Annotated in this window: 17 protein-coding genes; 12 read left to right on the top strand and 5 right to left on the bottom strand. The window is 48.2% G+C overall.

Annotated elements, in window-relative coordinates; all coding sequences use genetic code 11:
- Positions 1-13 precede the first annotated feature (13 nt).
- The 3 genes from FPG75_RS02290 (at position 14) to ftsZ (ending at position 4,521) form a co-directional block, all read left to right on the top strand.
- Entirely contained in the window at positions 14-1,105 is a 1,092-nt protein-coding gene (locus FPG75_RS02290) for a cell division protein FtsQ/DivIB (protein WP_143304939.1), read from the top strand.
- Positions 1,102-2,505 carry a cell division protein FtsA gene (ftsA, locus tag FPG75_RS02285; protein WP_143304937.1) on the top strand — a complete coding sequence of 468 codons (1,404 nt, stop codon included), beginning with the start codon at positions 1,102-1,104 and terminating at the stop codon, positions 2,503-2,505. Before FPG75_RS02290 ends, ftsA begins: the two co-directional genes overlap by 4 nt.
- A gap of 174 nt (positions 2,506-2,679) precedes the next feature.
- Positions 2,680-4,521 carry a cell division protein FtsZ gene (gene ftsZ, locus FPG75_RS02280; RefSeq protein ID WP_143304935.1) on the top strand — a complete coding sequence of 614 codons (1,842 nt, stop codon included), beginning with the start codon at positions 2,680-2,682 and terminating at the stop codon, positions 4,519-4,521.
- A gap of 87 nt (positions 4,522-4,608) precedes the next feature.
- Here ftsZ and FPG75_RS02275 read toward each other — a convergent pair whose 3' ends face one another.
- From FPG75_RS02275 to FPG75_RS02265, 3 genes are all read right to left on the bottom strand, one after another.
- Positions 4,609-6,366 carry a DUF4091 domain-containing protein gene (locus FPG75_RS02275; protein WP_143304933.1) on the bottom strand — a complete coding sequence of 586 codons (1,758 nt, stop codon included), beginning with the start codon at positions 6,364-6,366 and terminating at the stop codon, positions 4,609-4,611.
- 127 nt (positions 6,367-6,493) lie between these two features.
- Entirely contained in the window at positions 6,494-8,446 is a 1,953-nt protein-coding gene (locus tag FPG75_RS02270; protein ID WP_143304932.1) for a KUP/HAK/KT family potassium transporter, read from the bottom strand.
- A gap of 172 nt (positions 8,447-8,618) precedes the next feature.
- Positions 8,619-10,178, bottom strand: coding sequence for an OmpA family protein (locus FPG75_RS02265; protein ID WP_143304930.1), 1,560 nt, complete (start codon positions 10,176-10,178; stop codon positions 8,619-8,621).
- A 313-nt stretch (positions 10,179-10,491) separates the two neighbouring features.
- Between FPG75_RS02265 and FPG75_RS02260 the strand changes: the two genes are divergently transcribed.
- Both FPG75_RS02260 and recJ read left to right on the top strand, forming a co-directional pair.
- Positions 10,492-11,457 carry a polyprenyl synthetase family protein gene (locus FPG75_RS02260; protein WP_143304928.1) on the top strand — a complete coding sequence of 322 codons (966 nt, stop codon included), beginning with the start codon at positions 10,492-10,494 and terminating at the stop codon, positions 11,455-11,457.
- A gap of 67 nt (positions 11,458-11,524) precedes the next feature.
- Entirely contained in the window at positions 11,525-13,222 is a 1,698-nt protein-coding gene (gene recJ, locus FPG75_RS02255; RefSeq protein WP_143304926.1) for a single-stranded-DNA-specific exonuclease RecJ, read from the top strand.
- Here recJ and FPG75_RS02250 read toward each other — a convergent pair whose 3' ends face one another.
- Positions 13,223-13,996 carry a carboxylesterase family protein gene (locus tag FPG75_RS02250; RefSeq protein WP_143304924.1) on the bottom strand — a complete coding sequence of 258 codons (774 nt, stop codon included), beginning with the start codon at positions 13,994-13,996 and terminating at the stop codon, positions 13,223-13,225. It abuts the gene before it with no gap.
- A gap of 93 nt (positions 13,997-14,089) precedes the next feature.
- On the bottom strand, positions 14,090-15,916 hold the full coding sequence (htpG, locus tag FPG75_RS02245) for a molecular chaperone HtpG (protein WP_143304922.1): 1,827 nt from the start codon (positions 15,914-15,916) through the stop codon (positions 14,090-14,092).
- A gap of 246 nt (positions 15,917-16,162) precedes the next feature.
- Here htpG and FPG75_RS02240 point away from each other — a divergent pair, with 246 nt between their 5' ends.
- From FPG75_RS02240 to FPG75_RS02215, 7 genes are all read left to right on the top strand, one after another.
- A complete protein-coding gene (locus FPG75_RS02240) occupies positions 16,163-19,384 on the top strand; it encodes an Ig-like domain-containing protein (RefSeq protein ID WP_161596633.1) in 3,222 nt (1,073 codons plus the stop codon).
- Positions 19,385-19,593: 209 nt separating this feature from the next.
- A complete protein-coding gene (gene rpsF, locus FPG75_RS02235; protein WP_236652703.1) occupies positions 19,594-19,944 on the top strand; it encodes a 30S ribosomal protein S6 in 351 nt (116 codons plus the stop codon).
- 4 nt (positions 19,945-19,948) lie between these two features.
- Positions 19,949-20,221 carry a 30S ribosomal protein S18 gene (gene rpsR, locus FPG75_RS02230; protein WP_073077706.1) on the top strand — a complete coding sequence of 91 codons (273 nt, stop codon included), beginning with the start codon at positions 19,949-19,951 and terminating at the stop codon, positions 20,219-20,221.
- A gap of 6 nt (positions 20,222-20,227) precedes the next feature.
- Positions 20,228-20,674 (top strand): 50S ribosomal protein L9, encoded by a 447-nt coding sequence (rplI, locus tag FPG75_RS02225; RefSeq protein ID WP_143304918.1) that lies wholly within the window; start codon positions 20,228-20,230, stop codon positions 20,672-20,674.
- Between the two features lie 144 nt (positions 20,675-20,818).
- The gene (locus tag FPG75_RS25920) at positions 20,819-20,992 is read left to right on the top strand and encodes a hypothetical protein (protein ID WP_161596632.1); all 174 of its coding nucleotides are present in this window, start codon (positions 20,819-20,821) and stop codon (positions 20,990-20,992) included.
- A 52-nt stretch (positions 20,993-21,044) separates the two neighbouring features.
- On the top strand, positions 21,045-21,473 hold the full coding sequence (locus FPG75_RS26190; protein ID WP_236652702.1) for a DUF6169 family protein: 429 nt from the start codon (positions 21,045-21,047) through the stop codon (positions 21,471-21,473).
- A gap of 30 nt (positions 21,474-21,503) precedes the next feature.
- The gene (locus tag FPG75_RS02215) at positions 21,504-22,379 is read left to right on the top strand and encodes a hypothetical protein (RefSeq protein ID WP_143304914.1); all 876 of its coding nucleotides are present in this window, start codon (positions 21,504-21,506) and stop codon (positions 22,377-22,379) included.
- Positions 22,380-22,399 lie beyond the last annotated feature (20 nt).

The following is a 22,399-nucleotide window of genomic DNA, read 5'->3' as shown; positions in this document are numbered from 1 at the left end:
AATAAATCACTAAATGTCCAAAGCTACCAACATACTGAAAAAGCTCGGCATCGCGGCCCTCTGGGGCGGCGCGCTCACCGGCTTTGTAGTATTGCTGGTAGCCGCCAACAAAGTAAAAGACGAAAGCAAGTGTAAAAGCATACAGGTGAAATTCAATGGCCGCGATGATAATTTCTTCATCGAAGCAAAAGATATCAAGGCCTTGCTCACCAAAGACAAGAACCTGAATCCTGTAGGCAAACCGATCGGCAGCATCGACATCCGGCAGCTGGAAAATATCATCAGCACCGATCCCTGGGTGAAAAATGCCGAACTGTATTTTGATAACCAGCGTCAGCTGAATATCAAAGTCACACAACGCGAACCGGTTGCCCGTGTATTCACTTTCTCCGGTAACAGTTTTTACCTGGATGAGGCGGGCGAAAGGATTCCGGTGTCTTCCCGCTATGCCGCCAGGGTACCGGTTTTCACGGGTTTCCCTACTGATGCTGAGAAGTTGCAGAAAGCAGATAGCCTGCTCTCCGCGCAAGTGGTGGACATGGGCAGCTACATCCTGCAATCGCCCTTCTGGATGGCGCAGGTAGAACAACTGATGATCACGCCCGACCGCAAGTTTGAGTTCATCCCCAAACTCGGTGATCACGTGATCGCTTTCGGCGAAGGAAACGATATCGATAAAAAATTTACCAAACTGCTGGCTTTTTACAAGGAAGGATTGAATAAAGTAGGATGGAATAATTATTCACGCATTAACATCGCTTTCGAAAACGAAGTGGTGTGCACCCGCAAGGATGGCGTAGCGCCGCTACAGCCGGTATTCAGGGACAGCCTGAAAATATCCGGCCCCGATGAGGCGCCCATCTCGGATATGGCAGATTCATCACAGCATGTGGCCGACAAAAAACCGGAACATCCTGTAGTGGCCAAACCAGTGCATAAACCCGCTCCGGAAGCCAAATCGAAACCGAAGGCGCCCGCGCACAAAGCACCTGTGAAAAAGGAAAGAGAAAAAGAAAAAGCAGCAGCGCACAAGCCACAACCCAAAGCAGTGTATAAGCCAGGGAATAAATCTGTTAACACATCAAAAAAACAACACACGCCATGAATCAGGAAGCTCCTATCATTGTAGGCCTCGATATAGGTACTACGAAGATTGCTGCCATTGCAGGACGGAAGAATGAATACGGGAAACTGGAAATCCTGGGATTCGGTAAAGCCACATCGTTCGGTGTACAGCACGGTATGGTGCTCAACATCGATCAAACGATCAAGGCAATCAGGCAAGCCCTGGAAAATTGTTATGCATCCAACCCCAACCTGGAGATTAACGAAGTATACGTAGGCATCGCCGGTCATCATATCAAAAGTTTGCAAACCCGTGGCGATATCGTCCGCTCAGATACCGATGCGGAAATATCCCAGAAAGATATCGATCAGCTGATCAATGACCAGTACAAGACCGTTATCCCTGCCAGCGATCAGATCATCGATGTGATCCCTCAACAATATATTGTGGATAGCCTCCAGAATATCACCTATCCCATCGGGATGTCGGGTGTGAAAGTGGGCGCCAATTTCCACATCATCACCGGCGACAAGAACGCTATCCGCAATATCAACCGCAGCGTGGAAAAATCAGGCCTCAAGATCCGCGACCTGGTACTTCAGCCACTGGCTTCTGCTGCAGCGGTGATGTGCGATATGGATTTTGAAGCAGGCGTTGCAATCGTGGATATCGGCGGTGGTACCACCGATCTCGCCGTGTTCTACGAAGGCATCCTCAAACACACAGCCGTGATTCCTTACGGTGGCGAGAACATCACCAACGATATCAAAAACGGCCTCGGTGTGTTGAAAACACAGGCAGAGCAGATGAAAGTACAGTTCGGTTATGCACTCGCCGATGAAGCGAAAAGCAATGCCTACATTACTATTCCCGGCCTGCGCGGACAAAGCCCGAAAGAGATATCTGTAAAAAATCTGGCCCATATCATCCAGGCCCGTATGAGTGAAATACTCGACTTCGTAGTGTATCATCTCAAACAGATCGGCATGGACAACAAAATGCTGAATGGCGGTATTATCCTTACTGGTGGCGGCTCCCAGCTGAAGCACCTGATCCAGCTCACGGAATATACCACCGGCGCCAGCGCACGCATCGGGTTCCCGAATGAACACCTCGCCAGTGGTCATATCGATGAACTCACCAAACCCATGTACGCCACCTGCGTAGGGCTGATACTCAAAGGCTACAACGATTACGAAAACGATCGCAAGGCACTGGAAGAAAATTATATAAAAATTAATACCAGCTACCTCGCGAAAGAACAGGCCGCACAATCATACGCAACACAAGAGGAATGGGAAGAAGAAAATACACCCAGCAGCCAGGAAATACAAGACAGGAAAGCAAAAGAGAGGAATGCCTCATTGAAGAACTTCCTCGATAAAATGAAAACAAAGATCATCGACATGTTTACAGAAGAAGAAGATGCAAAACTGTAAATCTGTAAGTGGCGCAATTGTTGTAACCAGCAAACGTTTAATATAAATAAGTATTACGAACGATAATTAATAATGAAAGACAGATGAACCACAGTAACAACATAATACAAAAGCGCTTGAACCATATAAGCTCATTATTAATTAATCGTACTAACCCATAAAAGAGATAGAGTCATGATACATTTTGATCTTCCTAAGGAAAAATCTTCTATCATCAAGGTCATCGGGATTGGTGGTGGCGGAAGCAATGCGGTGAATCATATGTATAGCCAGCGCATTGAAGGAGTGAATTTTATTATCTGTAATACCGATGCCCAGGCTATCGCAAACAGCCCCGTGCCCAACAAGATCCAGCTGGGGCCGCACCTCACGCAAGGACTTGGAGCCGGCGCCAACCCCGAAATTGGTAAGCAGGCCACAGAAGAATCCTTTGAAGAAATCAAAAAGATACTGGAGGTGAATACCAAAATGGCATTCATCACTGCTGGTATGGGCGGCGGTACCGGCACCGGTGGCGCGCCTATCATCGCACGGATATGTAAAGAACTGGGTATCCTCACCGTTGGTATTGTTACCACCCCGTTTTCTTACGAAGGAAAAAAGAGAATGCTGCAAGCTGATGAAGGCGTTTCCCGACTGAAAGAATACGTGGATACCCTGCTCATCATCTCCAATGATAAACTCCGCCAGAAATTCGGCGACCTGAAATTCAAGGCCGCTTTCGAAAAAGCGGATAACGTGCTCGCTACCGCAGCCAAATGTATCACCGATGTGATCAACTCCACCGGTCAGATCAACGTGGACTTTGCCGATGTATGCACCGTTATGCGCAATGGTGGCGTAGCCATCCTCGGCGCCGCCGTGGCAGAAGGCGAAAACCGCGCCCAGAGAGCCATCGAAGAGGCGCTTACCTCTCCATTGCTCAACGATAATGATATCCGCGGCGCTAAATGGATACTCATCAACATCTCCTCTTCCGAAGGTGAATTTGAACACACCCTCGATGAAATGGATATCATCCAGGCCTACGTACAAAGCCAGGCCGGCGAGGATTGCGATGTGATCCTTGGTGTTGGCTACGATCAGGTGCTCGATAGAAAACTCGGTGTAACCATCATCGCCACCGGCTTCGAACAGAAACCGATACAGCAGATGAAGATGGCGCCCGCTAATCCCGAGCGCACCGAACCCAAGATCGTAATGCAACTCGGCAGAGATGGCGACGAGAAAAAAATGAACACGCAACAGAGCCAGGGCCTGCTGTTCCAGGAACCGCAAGACCTGATGGCGCCACGCCTCATGGAGCCCGTTGCACCACAACCTGAGCCGGTAATGGCCTATACGCCGCCCGCTCCGCAACCGGTACAGCAACAGGCGCCGATCGCTCCTGCACGTCAGAACTATGTGCTCAATATCCAGCAGGTACCAGCCGCACAGCCGCAAGCGCAGGAACAGCCCATGCAACCGGTTCAGCAACAGCCGATGCAGCAGCAGCCGATGCCGCAACAACCGATACAACAACAGCCTGTACAGCAGATGCCACAAATGCAGCAGGTGAACGTGAATAACAACGTGAACGTGATCCAGCCACAACCCGTAGCTGGCGCCGGCGGATACCTCAACAGGCCCGCTCATATCTATGTGGAAGGTGCTGCCAACCCACCGCAGGAAATGAAAATGGTGTATAAAGAAGAGGAAGGTGAGAACAATCACACACCGCTGCCACCGGAAGTTCCCATGCATAACAGCTACGAGGACCTGGAAGAACAAAAACGCAAACAGGCCGAAAGAGTAGCCAAATTACGCAGCATCAGCTTCAATGTGAAGAACATGGATAATAACGCGGAAATTGAAAATGTGCCTGCTTATCTGCGCCGAAACGTAAACCTGGATAATGGTGCCGGCTCCGCCGAACATTTCTATTCCAACTACACTGTAAGCGGCGACCAGAGCCAGAATAATCCAACAGAAATTAATACTATCAATACCTTTTTAGATGGGAAAAAGCCCGATTGATGAGCATAGCAAAATTTCTTTCGGACATTTGATTGTTTTTTAGTTGTGTTAAAAAAATCCTCCGGTTCCCCGGAGGATTTTTCTTTATTACAAGCTGTTCAAAATTGTTTTCGCCTTATTCAGCATATCCGCCGCTGGCGCAGTTTTCAACGCTTCCAGCTGAAAAGGCTCCAGCGCCGCTTCCAGTTGCGCCGCAGCAGCCGTATTACCCGTCTTCTTAAATTCTTCTCTCAATATCCTGATCTTCTCATAATCCTGCACCCCTTCCAGCAGGCGCTCAAAACGGATGGAAGATCTCGGTCCCGGATATACGAAATAAGTATCGCCGGCAGCCCAGGAACGGAAACGGGAATCCAGCAAGGGATCTTTCACCCAGCTGTTATAGGCCCAGCGCAGGTAACCGTTATAGCCTTTGTGAGCAGCATACCAGCCCATCCACGCCGCCTCTGCGGGCGGAGAGAACGTAAAGGTGTTAGGATAACCCTCATGGCAGTACGTATAAAAAGTAGTAGGCCATCCCTTTCCGATGCGTGTTTTCATCACATCATCCGGAAACAGTTCTGCGGAGGCAATACAATAGTCGTAAATGTCGTAGGCAAGCGGCGCATGGTAACTGCCTGCAAGTGAAATTTTGAAGTCCTTGTCGGCCTTCCTGATCACTGTCAGGGCCTGTTGCATCGCATCCATGGGCCTTTCGTCCATCGCGATGGCAGTAATGTTGAACCAGCCTTTTGCTTTCAGATGTTTCACGAAATCATTGAGCATGGGCTGCCAATGTGCCGTGTATTCGGCGCTGCCGGGCTTGGCCACAATGAAAGTGTCTCTGCGACTGGCTTCATCATAGTAATAAAATTTCAGGTTCCAGGGGATCATGCTGTAGCAGTTGATCTCCTTGCGGATGCCCAGGTCCATCATGAACTGCACCCATTTATCGAAGATGGTATAATCATACGCCCAGCTGCCGTCTTTCTTTTTGGTCCACTTTACCATGGTGCTGTAAACATCTTCGGTCTGTGCATTCCAGGGATCGTAAATGATGGTAGCAGTGATCACTTTCTGACCGGCATCAGCGAGCATTTTCATGTATGGTCGCATCGCCTTGAGATGCGCGTCACTCCAGGGTTTCACGTTATATACGCGAGCGATAGCGTCCGGACTTTGCCAGAGATCGAGATGGAATTTCCAGTCTTTCGGCGCTGGCAACGTGTGGTTCACTACTTCCACCTGGTAAGGCAGTGTGCTTACTTTGTTGCCTGACTTTACGCGTATAGTTCCTTTGTAAGTGCCTGCCAGCGTGGCTCCCGGCACTTGTATGCTCAGCCATACCGGCTGTGTGGTATTGGCGGGAATATTACGCTGCGCGATGATGTCAATGCCATCGGCCACGAGAGAAGAATCGAAATCTTTTGCTTTGCGATAGCCGCAGCCGGTGCCGTCTTTATTCAGTTCATCAGTGATCACATAACGCACAAAGCCGGTGGTAATCGCGCTGGCGGGTATTTTGTTGCCTTTGCCGTCTTGTAAGTCAGACGCCTGTATGCTCACTGCTTGTGCGGGTTGCTTGCTCCACAGCAGCAATTGGGTGTGGATGCGCTCTCCTTTCCATGCCTTGCCGGTCCAGCTATCGCTGAGTGTGGCAGCATCAGGTGCGTTACGTTTTTCATAACGGGTATCGGCTGTGCCGAATGCAACATGTAATTGCTGATCTGTAATAGCATTCCAGGAAGCCTGGTTAACGGGCCGGGGGTCCGGCAACTCCTTGTAATCCTTGATGGCGGCCGATTGCGCCCATACGTTTTGTTGCAATGCCAGTAATACCAGCATGCCAAAAAATTTGTTCACCATATCAGTATTTAAGAATTTTCGGATTTTTTGATTTTTGGATTTAAAGCAAACCTCAATATCTATAAAAATTTTTGTTTTTCAGAGAGAGAAGTAAATCCGAAAATCAAAAAATCCGAAACCCCTCACATCAGTGAACGATTCTACGTAATTGCAAATTTGTCACAGGCGCTACTACCAGCGGATATTTCTCGATGGTCACATAGCTGGAATCGAGGCCAAAGCCCTTTTCTTCCGACAAACTAATCTTCTTAAGGAAGAAATACATTTTCATGATCATGCGCTCATACAGCGGCAGATCATTATCATGAGAGAGGAATTTTTCCATCACGATGAACTGGAAGTCGCCCACCACATTGTTCTTGCTCAACGACTCATAACGGCTGGTGATATTCACTTCCTTGTTACGTACCATATCTTCCACCACCATCCTGAACATCAGGTTGATACGTTGTTCCACTTTGAATCCCAGCCTGAATTCCACGCGGATCACCTCATTGGGAATGATCGTTTGCACAGAGTATTCACTCAGATAAGGTTCATCCACTACATCCACGTGCACAAACCAGTAGATATCTGCACGCTTCGGTTTTTTATTCAATATCGAGTAGATGATCTTGTGCTCGATCTCTTTGGGATTATCGGCACTGCTCATATAAACGAGATGGGTGGCGTATTTCGGGATAGAAGTATCATTGCTGAGTTCCTGTATGATAGGCAGATAATCTTCCAGTCGTACAAATTCCACATAGCGGTTTTTGATCTTCCTGGAACGGAACCATACGATCATTACGAGGAAAAGGCCACCGGCCACTATTACCGTTACATAACCGCCGTGCATGAACTTCACTAGGTTCGCAAAGAGGAAGGAAAACTCGATCGTAAAATAGACGACCAGGTAAAGTAATATCCACCCGATCCAAACCCTTCGGGTATATAGATAGAAGGCAAAAAGACAAGATGTCATGAGCATACAGATGGTGATCGATAAGCCGTATGCCGCCTCCATATGCGATGATTCCTGGAACAGGAGCACGATGGTGGCGCAGCCTACAAACAACATGGTATTGATGCCTGGAATATAGAGCTGTCCGCGTTCTTCAGTGGGATAGTTCACTTTCATTTTGGGCCAAAGGTTCAGCCTCATGGCTTCTGCTATCAGCGTAAACGAGCCGGATATCAGGGCCTGACTGGCGATGATAGAGGCCATAGTGGCGATGAGCACCCCGAATATGATGAACCATTCCGGCATGATGGTGAAGAACGGGTTCTGGTCTTTGGGCAGTATCTGTCCTTTCTGTGTGAGCAACCACGCGCCCTGGCCGAGGTAGTTGAGGATCAGGCAGGCCTTGACAAATATCCAGGAAATACGGATGTTGCCACGGCCGCAGTGCCCAAGATCGGAGTAGAGCGCCTCTGCCCCTGTAGTACAGAGGAACACGGCGCCCAGTATCAGAAATCCTTTCGGATAGGTGGTGAGTAATTCTATCGCATAATGCGGGCTGAAAGCCTTGAAAATACTGAGGTCGTCGGCTACGTGGGAGATACCCAGTATGCCCAGCATAGAGAACCACAATACCATGATAGGCCCGAAAAGGCGGCCAATGGATACGGTTCCGAACTGCTGCATGATAAACAACCCGGTAATGATGGTGAGTACGATCTTGACGATGGTTAGCTGGCTGAGGTCTTTAAATACCTCCAATGTGCGCAGCCCTTCGATGGCAGAGGTAACAGTGATAGGTGGTGTGATGATGCCGTCGGCCAGGAGTGCCGCGCCACCGATCATGCCGAAGATAACGGTCCACTTGGCATGTCGCCTTACGAGCGCATATAGCGAGAAGATACCGCCTTCTCCCTTATTGTCGGCCCGCAGCGTCAGAATAACGTATTTAATGGTGGTTTGGAGCGTCAGTGTCCAGATGATACAGGAAATGCCGCCGATAACAAGAAGGTCGCTGATGGGGTTACCTCCTACGATGGCTTTAAAAACATAGAGCGGAGAGGTTCCGATGTCGCCGTATATAATACCCAGCGCTACTACTAAACCTGCCAGGGATACCCTGTTAATGTTTATTCCCACGTAATTAAAAATTGATTAAAAAAGCCATCAAAATTAGGCTTTTTTGATATACCGAACAAAGTTCTGCTACAGGCGCCGAACGGGCTCGGCTGTTCCAATGTGAAGAAACTAAAAGTCCTCCGTCTTGAGGACGGAGGACTTTTAAAATTATCATCTCAGTGAGTGATACATATTAGTTAGCAGGAGCTAAGTCAACAGTACCGGATTCACCAGGAGTGTTTTGTTTGATGAAGCGACCGCGATCGATACCTTGTTTGTCAGCCAGGTAGTCGATAACTGAATCAACGCGACGGCTGCTCAGGTCCACACCACCTTTCTTGCCTTTGGCGCCAGCGTGGCCGGTAACCAGTACGTTGCAAGAAGGATTAGCTTTCAGGGTAGATGCTACGCTAGACAGGATAGCTTCTTGTTCTTTGGAAACTTTAGTAGCGCTGCCTTTGAAGGATACGCTAGGCAGTACCAGGCTAGAGCAAGTTGCTTCTGGTTTAATGTTTTTGCAGCATTCAGGATCTGGGCATTTACCAACACCATCAGCGTCAACTGGCTGGCAGTAAGTTGGAGTGATCAGCTGTTTGTCTTTGTAATCAGGAACACCGTCACCATCAGTATCCTTAGCTACACCGTGAGAATCAACAGGTGCACCGGCAGGAGTGTTAGGTTCGCGGTCGAACTGATCAGTAACGCCATCGCCATCTGCATCAGGCAGAACAGGAGTAGGCAGTTTCATGTGACGAGGGTTGGACAGCTCGCTGTAAGCGTATTCCAGCGGGTTGATCCACCACAGAGGCTGAACGCGTTTGTTAGCGTTACCCAGGTTGAAGTTGAAACGAACGTTGGTGTAAGAATAGAAATCTTTAGAGGAACCACCAGGACCAGGATAACCATCCAGGTAAGCATCAAACGGCATGGTCAGTTTTTCTTCCAGACCGATGTTGAAGCGTTTGGAAACTTTGAAGGCAACACCAGTACCTACGTCCAGTGCGTGACGCAGCAGTTGGTTGTTGTCATGACGGCCAATAGCGATTCTGTTGCCCTGAGAAGGAGCATTAGATTCGTATTTTTTGTCCTGGATGCTCTTGATGTAGCTTCTGATATCAGAACGTTTGCCATTCAGTCTGGCTGGGTCATATTGATAACCATTGCCATTACCGTCAACAGCGTCAACGTCTACGTCAGCCAGTACGATAGAGTAACCAGCGAGTACATACCAGTTAACTTTAGGTTCTGCTCTGTAGAACAGGATGTTGCTCAGAGAAGCCAGAACGTCCAAAGACAGCTGGTGGTTAGCTGATTTGTAGTTCGGGATGATCATACCGCCGTTCAGGGCAGCAGTCTTAGCCCAAGGATTAGGTTCACCAGGAGCAGTAGGAGGAGCAGGACGGAGTTTGTAATCCTGACCATAGTCAAAAGAACCGGTATACTCAGCTCTTAAAGAGAATGTATGACCCAGTGCTTTTCTCAGGGAGATACCACCACCGAAACCTGGTCTTGCAGGTACCGTACCGTCGATCAGGTGGAGACCTCCATGGAGACCCAGTTCCCACATATCCCTTGGTTTTGCCGGGAAGTTAGACTGATGGTTCAGGAAGGCGTTTTGCTGCACCAACCTTTTACCTCCCACTTTGGAGGAATCCAGCGCATCGTAGCCGGTAGGTTGAACCTGTGCAAAACTAGTAGACACCGCCAGTAAACTCGCTGCGCCTGCCAGTAATAAGTACTTTTTGCTTGCCATAATTGTTTTTTATTTAAAAACTGTTAAAAATTTACTAATAACCCGTTTTTTACCAAGCAAAGGTAAAAATCATAAATGAATATACAAATTTTTCTTGCAATATTATTTTCATTGATAAGTGCTTCAATACTAGTACTTAATTGAAACTATTTGTATACCTTTTTTATACGGCAATTTTGATTGTCACATTCACGGTGTTAACGAAAAGTATATCTCCTGTTAAGAGAATGTTATACTCCTTATACAAATTAAAGGCCAAAATGTTAAAATCTGACATTTTAAACCTAGCTTAGCAAACCTTTTTATTTAGTCCATGGATGATATTAAACACCTGATAGGTAAGGAATTACAAGATTTTGAAAATAAGTTTGCTGATTCGGTAAAAAGTCATGTGCCACTGCTCGACCGCATTATGCACTACATCGTAAAGCGCAAGGGAAAGCAGATCAGACCCATGTTCGTATTACTGTCTGCCAGACTTTTCAGCAACGATATCCAGGAAAGCACCTACCGCGCCGCCGCACTCGTAGAGCTGCTGCACACTGCCACGCTCGTTCACGACGATGTGGTAGACGATGCCAACCAACGCCGCGGCCTCTTCTCCATCAACGCCCTCTGGAAAAACAAGATCGCCGTACTCGTGGGCGATTATCTCCTTTCCAAAGGACTGCTCCTCTCCCTCAATAATAATGACTTCAGAACATTGCAAATACTTTCTGAAGCAGTAAAAGATATGAGCGAGGGCGAACTCCTGCAAATAGAAAAAACACGCAAGCTCAATATTAAAGAAGATATCTACTTCGAAATCATCCGCTGCAAAACCGCATCACTGCTCGCCTCCGCCTGCGCTGCCGGCGCATGGAGCACCACCAACGATGAACATACCACCTCCCAGATGCGCCTCTTCGGTGAAAAGATAGGCATCGCCTTTCAGATCAAAGATGACCTCTTTGATTACGGATCTGCTAAAATTGGCAAACCTACCGGCATTGATATCCGGGAGAAAAAAATGACGCTGCCACTCATCTATACTTTACAACACGCCTCTCCCGAAACCCGCAGACGCATTATCTATATCGTCAAAAATCAGAACACGGATAAAGAACGCGTAGATGAAGTAATCCAGCTGGTAAAGGCTTCCGGCGGCATCGACTACACCCGCCAGAAAATGCTCCAGTACCGCGACGAAGCACTGGAAATACTCCACCGCTTCCCGGAAAGCGAGATCAGGAACGGCCTGGAATCGCTTGTCCGCTTTACTACCGACAGAACTTTCTAAAAAGAAAAATCAGAAAATGTAAAATAATAAATGTAAAATGCTGCTTTAAAAGATATTTGAACGTATAATGCAAAAGCGCTGGACAGTAAAAGCATATCAACCAAAACAGGAACAGCTGCTGCAGTCGTCGTTACGCATACATCCCTTGCTATGCCGGCTGCTGGTACAGCGAAACGTCCATACCTACGAAGCGGCCCGGCAGTTTTTTCGCCCTGCTCTGACAGACCTGCATGATCCATGGCTCATGAAAGACATGGACAAAGCCATCTCCCGCATCGAGCTGGCCTTTTTCCGTCATGAGAAAATACTGATCTATGGCGATTATGATGTAGATGGCACCACTGCCGTTGCAACCGTATACGCATTTCTTCATGAGCTGTATAATAATATCGAATTTTATATCCCGCACCGCTACCGCGAAGGATACGGTATTTCCATGCAAGGCATCACTTACGCCAGGGAGAACGATTTCAGCCTGATCATTGCACTCGACTGCGGCATCAAATCAGTAGAACATATTACGTATGCAAAAGAACAAGGCATCGATTTTATCATCTGTGATCACCACCTCCCGGATGCTATATTGCCGCCCGCTGTAGCCATTCTCAATCCTAAACAATACGACTGCCCCTATCCTTATAAAGAACTGAGCGGATGCGGTATCGGATATAAACTCGTTAGCGCCTTCGCACAAAAGAGAGGCCTGCCGGAAACCGCGGCCAACAAGTATCTCGACCTCGTTGCCACCAGCATCGCAGCGGATATCGTACCTATGACCGGCGAAAACAGGATACTCGCTTTTCACGGACTCAAAAAAGTAAATGAAGATCCGCTCCCCGGCATCAAAGCGCTGATCACACTCAGCGCGCTGAAAGAAAAACTCACCATCTCCAATCTCGTGTTTGTAATCGCGCCACGCGTGAATGCCGCAGGCCGAATGGATGATGCCAGGAAAGCAGTGAATCTCTTTATAGAAGATGATCCCGATAAAGCGCTCGCTATCGCAGAAGTATTGCACGCAGATAATTTCGACCGTAAGGAGATCGACAACACGATCACGCAAGAAGCCATAAACCTCATCCAGAATGATGCTTCACTGGCCGAAAAAAAATCTACCGTATTGTACCAGGCACACTGGCACAAAGGAGTAGTAGGCATCGTAGCGTCGAGACTGATCGATAAATATTATTATCGCCCTACCATCATCCTCACCCAATCCAACGATAAAGTAGCCGGGTCTGCAAGATCCGTGATGGGATTCAATGTATACGAAGCCATCCATCAATGCAAAGACCTTCTTGAAAATTATGGCGGACATTTCTACGCCGCCGGCATGACGCTCAAACCCGAGAACGTAAAGGCTTTCCAGGAAAAATTCGAAGAAGTGGTGGCCAATACAATTCAGCCGGATCAGCTGGTGCCGGAGATCGTGATCGATACAGAAATCTTCTTCAATGACATCACTACGCCTTTCTTCAATATCCTCAAACAATTCGAGCCTTTAGGGCCAGACAATCTGCGGCCTGTTTTTCTTGCACGCAACCTGGTTGACACAGGATTTTCCAGGCTCGTAAAAGAAGAGCATATCAAATTTTCAGTGAAGCAGGGCCGCACGGGACCTACCATGTCGGGGATAGGATTTTATATGTCAGAAAAATTTCCGATCGTTTCCAGCAAACGCCCGTTTGATATGGTTTTCACGGTAGATGAAAATGAATGGAACGGCCATACCAGCCTGCAATTAAAAGTGATTGATATCAGATAACTATTGATGTTGTTTGAGCAACCAGGTATATAAATCTGGTGTGGCGTAAGCGCGCGTCCAGGCATCATGGCCGCCGGTAGGATATTCTGTGTATTGTACATTACCTCCAAGCGCTTTCAATGCATTCACCGCATTTCTTGATCCGCTTACATTCACAGTAGGATCATCTGCACAATGAAAAGCCCATACCGGCATGCTTTTCAGCTTCTCCATCATCGCGGGATCACCAACACCGCAGATAGGTACGATGGCCGCGAATTTCTCCGGATTGAAAACGGCCCAGTCCCAGGTGGCAAAACCGCCCATACTAAGACCAGTGAGATATACGCGGGTACTGTCTGTATGGTATTTGCCAATCACTTCTTTATAAAAACTGTTCAATGCATCCCGGTTCCACCAGGTGCTAAGGCATTGCGGCGCCACCATCACAAAAGGCTTGCCGGCCACTACTTTGGGTAGGCCAACGTTGCGTAATACCTCCACATTGTTGCCTATTTCCCCTATCCCATGCAGAAAGATCACGACAGGCCACTTATAATCCTTTCTTTCATTGTAGCCATCGGGAATATACAGCAGGTAATTGCTGATATTCCAGGAAGGATTGTCCAGTTTATGCGCAGTGATGCCGGGAGTCTGCGGCGGGAACACATCTTCGTGTGGCGGTGGCGTAGGTTGCTTGTCGGGCGCGGGTTCCGACTTCTTCGAACAGGAGAAAAGTGCGAGCATGCTCAACACAAAGACATGGCTTAAAATTTTAATTGTTCTTTTTTTCATATAACTGCTATAAACGAAAAAGGTCCCGGCTTATCGCCGGGACCAGGTTTTACAATCTTCTTTCTGCAAAAACGGAAATCGGAATGATTTATTTTATTTGTTGCTCATCAACTCCACACTTCTGTTTACAAACGCGGTAAGATCTGCGCCAGTCAACAGGTTCTGCGACAGCAGCGCGAGGTCGGCCAGGTTCCTGATCTGTTTTTCCTGCAAGGCGGCATTGTTTTCCGCGAGGATCTGCAGATAAACCGGGTGATTCGCATTCACCGTCATATTGATCTCATCGGGCATCGCAGCATACCAGTTCATACCGCCGCCGCCCATGGCTGCCATGTCTTTCATACGGCGCATGAACTCAGGGCGTGTAACGATCACCGGCTGCGCTTCTCCGCTCAGGCCTTTCATTTCCACTTTGATATTAGGTTGTGTAACCTGTTTGCCGAAAAGTTCTTTCAACGTGCCTTCCTGCTCCTGTGATAATACGGTAGCTGCATTTTCGTCTTTATCGATCAGGTTATCAGCAATATCGGCATCCACGCGGGTGAACTGCACATTATCCCATTTCATTTCGATGTTGTTGATGAAGGCAGCGTCTACCATCGTCTCCATCTTCACTACCTTGAAACCCTTGTTCCTGGCGGCTTGTACATAACTATCCTGTTGCACAGGATTGGTAGCATACAATATCACCAATTTATTTTCCTTGTTGGTTTGCAGTGCTGCGGCTTCGGCGCGGTATTCTTCCTGTGTGTAGAATTTACCACCTGCTACATCTTCCATCAACAAGAATTTATTAGCCTTGTCGAGGAATTTGTCGTCGGTCATCATACCATATTTCACAAACAAGCCGATGGACTCCCATTTGCTTTCAAAGTCCTGGCGGTCGTTACGGAAAATTTCATCGAGTTTATCGGCTACTTTTTTGGTAATGTGCGCATTGATTTTTTTCACATTGGGATCGCCTTGCAAATAGCTGCGGCTCACGTTCAGCGGGATATCCGGGCTATCGATCACACCATGCAGCAGCATGAGAAATTCGGGCACGATATCTTTCACCTCGTCGGTTACATACACCTGATTGGAATACAGGTTGATCTTGTCTTTCTGAATTTCGTAGCTCTTGGTAATCTTCGGGAAATACAGGATACCGGTGAGATTGAACGGATAGTCTACATTCAGGTGTATCCAGAACAGCGGCGCTTCTGCGAAAGGATATAATTCTTTATAGAAATTCTGATAATCTTCGGTAGTGAGTTCGCTAGGCTTTTTAGTCCAGGCGGGATGGGTGTTATTGATCTGTTGTCCTTCGAATTTCACCGGAACGGGCAGGAACTTACAGAACTTCTCAAGGATAGAGCGGATGCGGGTTTCATCGAGGAACTCTTCACTTTCTTCGTTGATGTGCATCACGATTTCGGTGCCTCTTTCTTCCTTGCTCACTTCTTCCAGTTCGTATTCCGGGCTGCCATCGCATTCCCAGCGTACGGCGGCTGCACCGTCTTTCCAGGATTTGGTGAATATTTCCACTTTGCTGCTCACCATGAAGGAAGAGTAGAAACCGAGGCCAAAATGACCGATGATGTTGGTACCATTCTCTTGTCCTTTATATTTTTTCAGAAATTCTTCCGCGCCGGAAAATGCTACCTGGTTGATATATTTATCCACTTCTTCGGCGGTCATACCAATACCATGGTCGGCGATGGTGATGGTTTTCTTTTCTTTGTCGAGTTTTACTTCTATGTCGATGTTACCCAGGTCGCCTTTAAATTCGCCTACGCTGGCCAGGGTCTTCAGTTTCTGTGTGGCATCCACCGCATTACTTACCAGTTCGCGGATAAAGATTTCATGGTCTGAATAGAGGAATTTTTTTATGATCGGAAAGATATTTTCCGTCTGAACACGTATTGCTCCTTTTTGCATGTGGCTAACTGATTTTTTTGCGGGTAGAGTCAAAGGTTATGCCAGCAGATATCTGGCTGACAAGTTGACAAGATATATTAATTATCTTCTCTAATTAACAAAATAATCATATTAGATTCTTGATCAAAATGGTAAATTTATCTATCAAACCAAAGTACTGTATTCCCCCGAACCTAAAATCAATCTATGAACAAATCTCTACGCACTATTTTTTTCCTGTCATGTATTTTATTCAATCGGCTGGCGATGGCTCAAACAGACCCTGTAGCGCAGCCCCTGCCCTATCAGCAGGATTTTGATGCGCTGCCCGCGGCGGCCAATACTTACCCTGCCGGCTGGCTGGGCTGGACCTTGAGCGGCGCTCCTTCCGGCAATTTCAATACAGCGCCTGCGGCGGCCGACAAGGCCCTGGCGCCCAATGGCAGCGCCTCCAGCACCGCCAATGGCGTCTGGAATTATGCCGGCAAGCTCGGCTTCCTCAACAGCGGCAGCGTCGACAACAGCCTGGTGGTGGCCATCAATACCAGCGGCGACAACAACATCACTGTGAGCTATGACGTAATGACCATCAGGAATCCTTATGACGGCAGTGCCAATACACGTATCAACGAAGTAGTGTTACAATATCGTATAGGCGTAAGCGGTAGTTTCACCAATATCAGCGGAACGGAATACCAAAACAACACTACCACGCAAACCGGCGCTGGTATTACCATACCGCAGAACAGTGTTAACAGGCAGGTGGTGCTGCCACCCGCTTGTAACAACCAGCCAGTAGTAGAACTCCGCTGGGTGAACCGCCAGATCAGCGGTGGCGGCTCCCGCCCCAGCTTTGCGGTGGATAACTTTTCCGCCAAGGGCACCGGCGGCGATTTTACACCGCCTGCCGTGAGCGCCCTCAATCCGGCGAATGCCGCTACCGGCGTATCTCCGGTGACACCCATCAGTATTACATTCAGCGAAAATATTCAGGCAGGCGCCGGAAATATCGTCCTGCACAGCAATGGCACAACACAATCGTTTGCTGTGAACAGCGCCAGTGTGCAGCTTATCAACAATATCCTTACCCTGAGAACAGTGCTGAAACCGCACCGCGATTATTACATCACTGCCGATAGCGGCGTGGTGAAAGACTTGTCGGGCAACGATTTCGCCGGCATCAGCGATAGCACCCAGTGGCATTTTGCCACCGGCGACCAGGCGCTGAGCTTTAACTTCAACGACTGCACGCCCGGCGGCAGCGGCCTGCTCAGCGGAGGGTTCCGCCAGTACAGCGTTAGCGGCGCACAGTTCTGGGGCTGTACCACCTTCGGGCAGAACAACAGTAATGGCGTACAGATCAATGGCTACAGCGGTGGAGCGGTGGAGAATGAAGACTGGCTGATATCTCCGGCCTTCGACTTCAGCGCCTTCCAGTATCCCTTATTGCATTTCAGCAGCCGGACTGCCTTTACCGGGCCGGGGCTGACATTAAAAGTATCTACAGATTATGACGGCAGCAGCGATCCGCGTACAGCCACCTGGACCAGGGTGAACGGCCGTTTCCCGGCGGGAGGCAGCGATGTATGGACTTTGTCTGCCGGTATCAATCTCGCTGCATTCAAACAAAACAGCGTGTACATCGCCTTTGTATATACTTCTTCGCCGGCGGCAGGTGCAGCCCGGTGGACCATCGACGATGTGGGCATTGCCGACACCAGCGCTGCGCCTGCGCCTACTTTGAACTACAGCCCGGCCTCACTGGATTTTGACTATGTGAAAGCCGGCCAGACCTCGGCCGCGCAGGCGGTTGATTTCTGGGCCAACGATTTTACCGGAAACGCCAATATCAGCGCTGGCAGCGGATTCCAGGTATCGCGCGACAGCAGCAGCTTTAGCGGCAGCGTGAGCTTTACACAGGCAGAGCTGAATGCCGGCCCGCAACGCATCTGGGTGCGCTTTGCACCTGGCGCCAGCAACCAGGCTTACAGCAGCGCGCTTGCTTTCAGCGCGCCAGGCTTCACCGATAACCATATTACCTTGAGCGGTACTTCGCTGCGCTCACTGAAAGTAGTGAACTGGAACATCGAATGGTTTGGCAGCCCCGTACAAGGCCCGGTGAACGACAGTCTGCAACAGGCCAATGTTACCACCATCCTGCAAAAGCTCGATGCCGATGTATTTGCGCTGGCCGAAGTGGTGGACACTGCCCGCTTCCGGGCCGTGGTGGCGCAGTTGCCGGGATACAGCTATGTGCTGTCTGATTTCGGTTCTTATGCCGACAGCATCACCGATGTGGATTATGCAAGCGCACAGAAACTCGCTTTCGTTTATAAAAACTCCGTGATCCGCAAAGTGCGCACCTATGGCGTATTGCGGCAGGGCGGCAGCAGCAATGCTTACTATAACTGGTCATCCGGTCGCTTCCCTTATCTCATGGAGGCAGAGGCTACGCTGAACAATGATTCCGCCCGCCTGCAATTTGTGCTGTTGCACGCCAAGGCCAATACGGGCACCAAGGCTGAGAAGATCACGGCCTGGCATCGCCGGAAAGATGGGAACAAAGAGCTGAAAGATACGCTGGATGCGCAGTACCCCTTGAGCAATATTATTATGTTGGGAGATTTTAATGATGATCTCTCCAAAACAATTACAACCGAGCTGGCGCCGGATACGACCACCTCTTATATCGATTTCATGAGTGACAGTGTGCATTATCGCCCACTGACGCTGCCTTTGAGCCTGGAGGGCGATCGTTCCACGGTGAGCTTTGCCTCTGTGATTGACAATGTGATTTCCTCTGACGAGGTGGGCGTGGCCTATTTGCCGGGTTCTGCGCGGATACAGACGCAGGTGGCCAGGCTGGTGGCGAGTTATGGCACTACCACTACCGATCACTACCCGGTGTTGAGCCGTTACAACCTGAATATACTGGCCAACCCTTTACCTTTGAATGGCTTTGACGCCAGGGCAGATGGCGGCAAGGTGCTGCTGACATGGAATACGCCGTATGAGATCAACAGCGCTAATTTTGTGATTGAGCGCTCCCGTAACAGCCGCACTTTTGAGGCGGTAGATACGGTGGCCGCGCATGGCACTTACGGCTCGCCTGTGAGCTACCTGGCTTATGACGAGCATCCATGGCCGGGCATCGCGCATTACCGCCTGAAGCAGACCGGCCTCGATGGCACGGTGAAATACAGTCCTTTGCGGACAGTAATTATGACTGGCAAGGACCGCTGGCTTGATATCCTCTGGTGTATCCTTGGCAGACAGCTGCAATATTGGGTAGACTGGGACAGGAGCGGTCCGGCGGGTGTGCAGCTGGTAGACCTTCAGGGCAGGATCCGTTATCAGGGCAAGACGGACCTGATGAAAGGCAGGAATTACCGAATGATCGATATCGGCGATCTGCCGTCCGGGCTTTACTTCCTGCGGGTACAGTCTGGCGAGCAGGTACAGGTAACGAGGATCCTTGTTAACCGCTGATCTTTTTTGACAAAACCATGTAATCAGGTGGCCGTCCCGGGGATATCCGGGACGGTTTTTTCATCTGTATAGATAATTGATATATAGATATTTGGCAGAAAAGCGAAGATATTTCCTGATTTCCTGCCGGTAATCTGTGTAAATTAGGAATAGTTCAGTATCTTTGCGGTCCAAATTTTTTTATTAAACCTTTTTAAAAACAGGGAATTATGAACTACGAATTGATGGTGATCTTTACCCCTGTGCTTTCTGAAGACGATTACAAAGCGGCTCAGAAGAAATTCGCTGATATCATTAAAGATAATGGCGGACAAGTAACGCACGAAAATCCCTGGGGATTAAGATCACTGGCGTATCCTATCCGGAAAAAGACTACAGGAATGTACCTGGTTCTGGAATACACTGCGCCATCCGACCTCAATGAGAAGCTGAAAATTCAGCTTAACCGCGATGAAAATGTATTGCGCCACATGGTGACTGCGCTGGACAAATACGCTGTAGCGTATAACAACCGCAAGAACCTGGGTGTAAATGCTGAATCTAAAACCACTGAAGCTTAAAATTATGGCAGTTAAACCGAAACAAGAGATCAAATACTTAACCGCCGTAAAGACCGAGAAACGTCAGAAAAAATACTGCCGTTTCAAGAAAATGGGCATTAAGTATGTGGATTACAAAGACGCGGAGTTTTTGAAGAAATTTCTGAACGATCAGGGCAAAATGTTGCCTCGCCGTATTACAGGTAACTCTCTGAAATTTCAGCGTAAAGTAGCCCAGGCTATTAAGAAAGCTCGTCAAATGGCTTTATTGCCTTATGTTACTGACCTTTTAAAGTAAGAAGTTATGCAAATTATCTTAATACAAGACGTAGATAACCTGGGTCAGAAGAATGAACTGGTTAACGTAAAGAATGGTTACGCCAGGAACTTCCTGATCCCGCAGAAGTTTGCGGTAGAAGCTAGTCCTTCTAACCTGAAACAACTGCAGGAGCGCCTGAAAGTACAGAAAGTGAAAGAAGAGAAACTGCTGGCAGAAATTGCTAAAGTGGTGGAAGTACTGAAAGCTTCTCCTGTTAAGATCGGCGCTAAAACCGGTACTTCCGGCAAGATCTTCGGTAGCGTTACCGGTGTTCAGATCGCCCGTGCGATTAAAGAGCAGAAAGGTTACGAAATTGACCGTCGCCGTATCCACATCATCGATGATGTGAAAGAATTAGGTACATACAAAGCTCGCCTCGATTTTGGTAAAGGCAACGATACCGAAATGGAATTCGAAGTAGTAGCGGAGTAATATTCCAACTTGTTTGGAAAAAGAAATTTCCCGGGCTGTGTAAGCAGTCCGGGATTTTTTTTATCGGGATGATAATGTTAAGGTCTGGTAAAGGTTTGATGCTGCTGGAAGAAGTATTTTACGGTATATTTGTAATGTATCATTATGAAGCAGCAGGAAAACATAACAACATCTGTACAACGGGACGTACATCCCAAGGTGATCGCTATGCTCAAAAAGATGATAGCTGATAAGAAATTAATTCATGAATACATTACGAATGGTCGTGATTTATCTGAATTAAAATCTAAAGGCATCAAGTTTGTTCAACCGCTATAATGTTACCGAAATAAAGACGGGCATCTATGAATTCACAACACATCATCATGTTGTGTATTCAGTTTATTTTGGGAATGGGAAAGCCTATTTTTCCGATTATCCTGAATTTTGTGAAGATGTATTTACGTTTGGATTCGACAGAATATCTGTTCATGCAGGCCCGCATCCGGATGATATCCTGATACGTTGCACGATTATACAATTGATCAGTGACTTTCTATATAAGCATACTGACAAAGCGCTATTCTTCGTGTGCGACAGCGTTGACAAACGTGGAATTAGCCGGATGAGGCTCTTTGAGCGATGGTGCCGTATCAATAAAATTCCGCACCTGGAAAAACACAACACGTCCATCCTTTCACCGGATATGGAGCTCTATGCTTCCATTATGCTGCATGGCGATCATCCTCTGAAAGACTACGTCATCCGCTCCTTCCACCACCTCAGCCGTAACACTGCTGAAAAACTCAAATCTTATTAGTACATTCATGCACACTTATCCGCCGTAAGTATGCTTAAATATCTCTACTGTATTATGATCCCGGTGCTCATCACCGCATGCAGCACTAACAAAGCGAAGTTTGTACTGCCACGCCTGCAGGCCATCACCATTCATGGGGAAACAGTACCGCAGTATGCCTTCAAATACGATCAGGCCGGCCGCATGACCGAACTGGTACGTTATAATTTCTCCAACGATACCAATACCACCCGGTTTTCCTACGATCAGCAACACCGCCTGCAAGGCATGGAATGCTACCACCATGATAATAATGGCGATCAGCTCCTTCAGCGCGCTACCGTAAAAAAATGGGATCGCCGTGGTAATATCCTGTCGATTGACTATTTCGATGCGACTGACACCCTACAGCAATCCGCTACCATCCAGTGGCAACAGGACCTGCCGCTGTCGCTCAAATATGCCGGCAACCGCCACGCCACCAGCTGGAGCTACAAGAACGGCAACCCCGACTGGAAAAATATTGCTGCTGATTCCATCAAGGGGAAAGAGCAGGATACTACCGTATTTTTTACCAAGGCCAATTACGAATGGGACGACTCCATCAATCCCCTGAAGCCCCTGATCAACCAGCTGCTGCTGGCTTCGGAGCTATCGCCATCACAGCCCATGATGCCTTTGCCCAGCATCTGCCAGCTCCTGTTACATGTGAGCACCAACAATCCGGCGTTGATCAAGATAGAGGAAAAACAAAAGACTACACTCGAACATGTGGTTACACAATGCAAGCGTTCCACTACCATTCAATATTTTTATGCCTATAACAGCAACGGCTATCCGAAAAGTGCGCGCGTACACCTGCATTCACAAGGGTTTACCGGGCAAGGCACTGATGCGCAAGCCAATATAGACTATACTTACGAGTAGTTAGCGGCCGCTGTTTAATT

The organism is Chitinophaga vietnamensis (assembly GCF_902167635.1).
Lineage (GTDB): Bacteria > Bacteroidota > Bacteroidia > Chitinophagales > Chitinophagaceae > Chitinophaga > Chitinophaga vietnamensis.
Note: the sequence above shows the minus strand (reverse complement) of the source record. Positions and strands in the feature narration are given on the sequence as shown.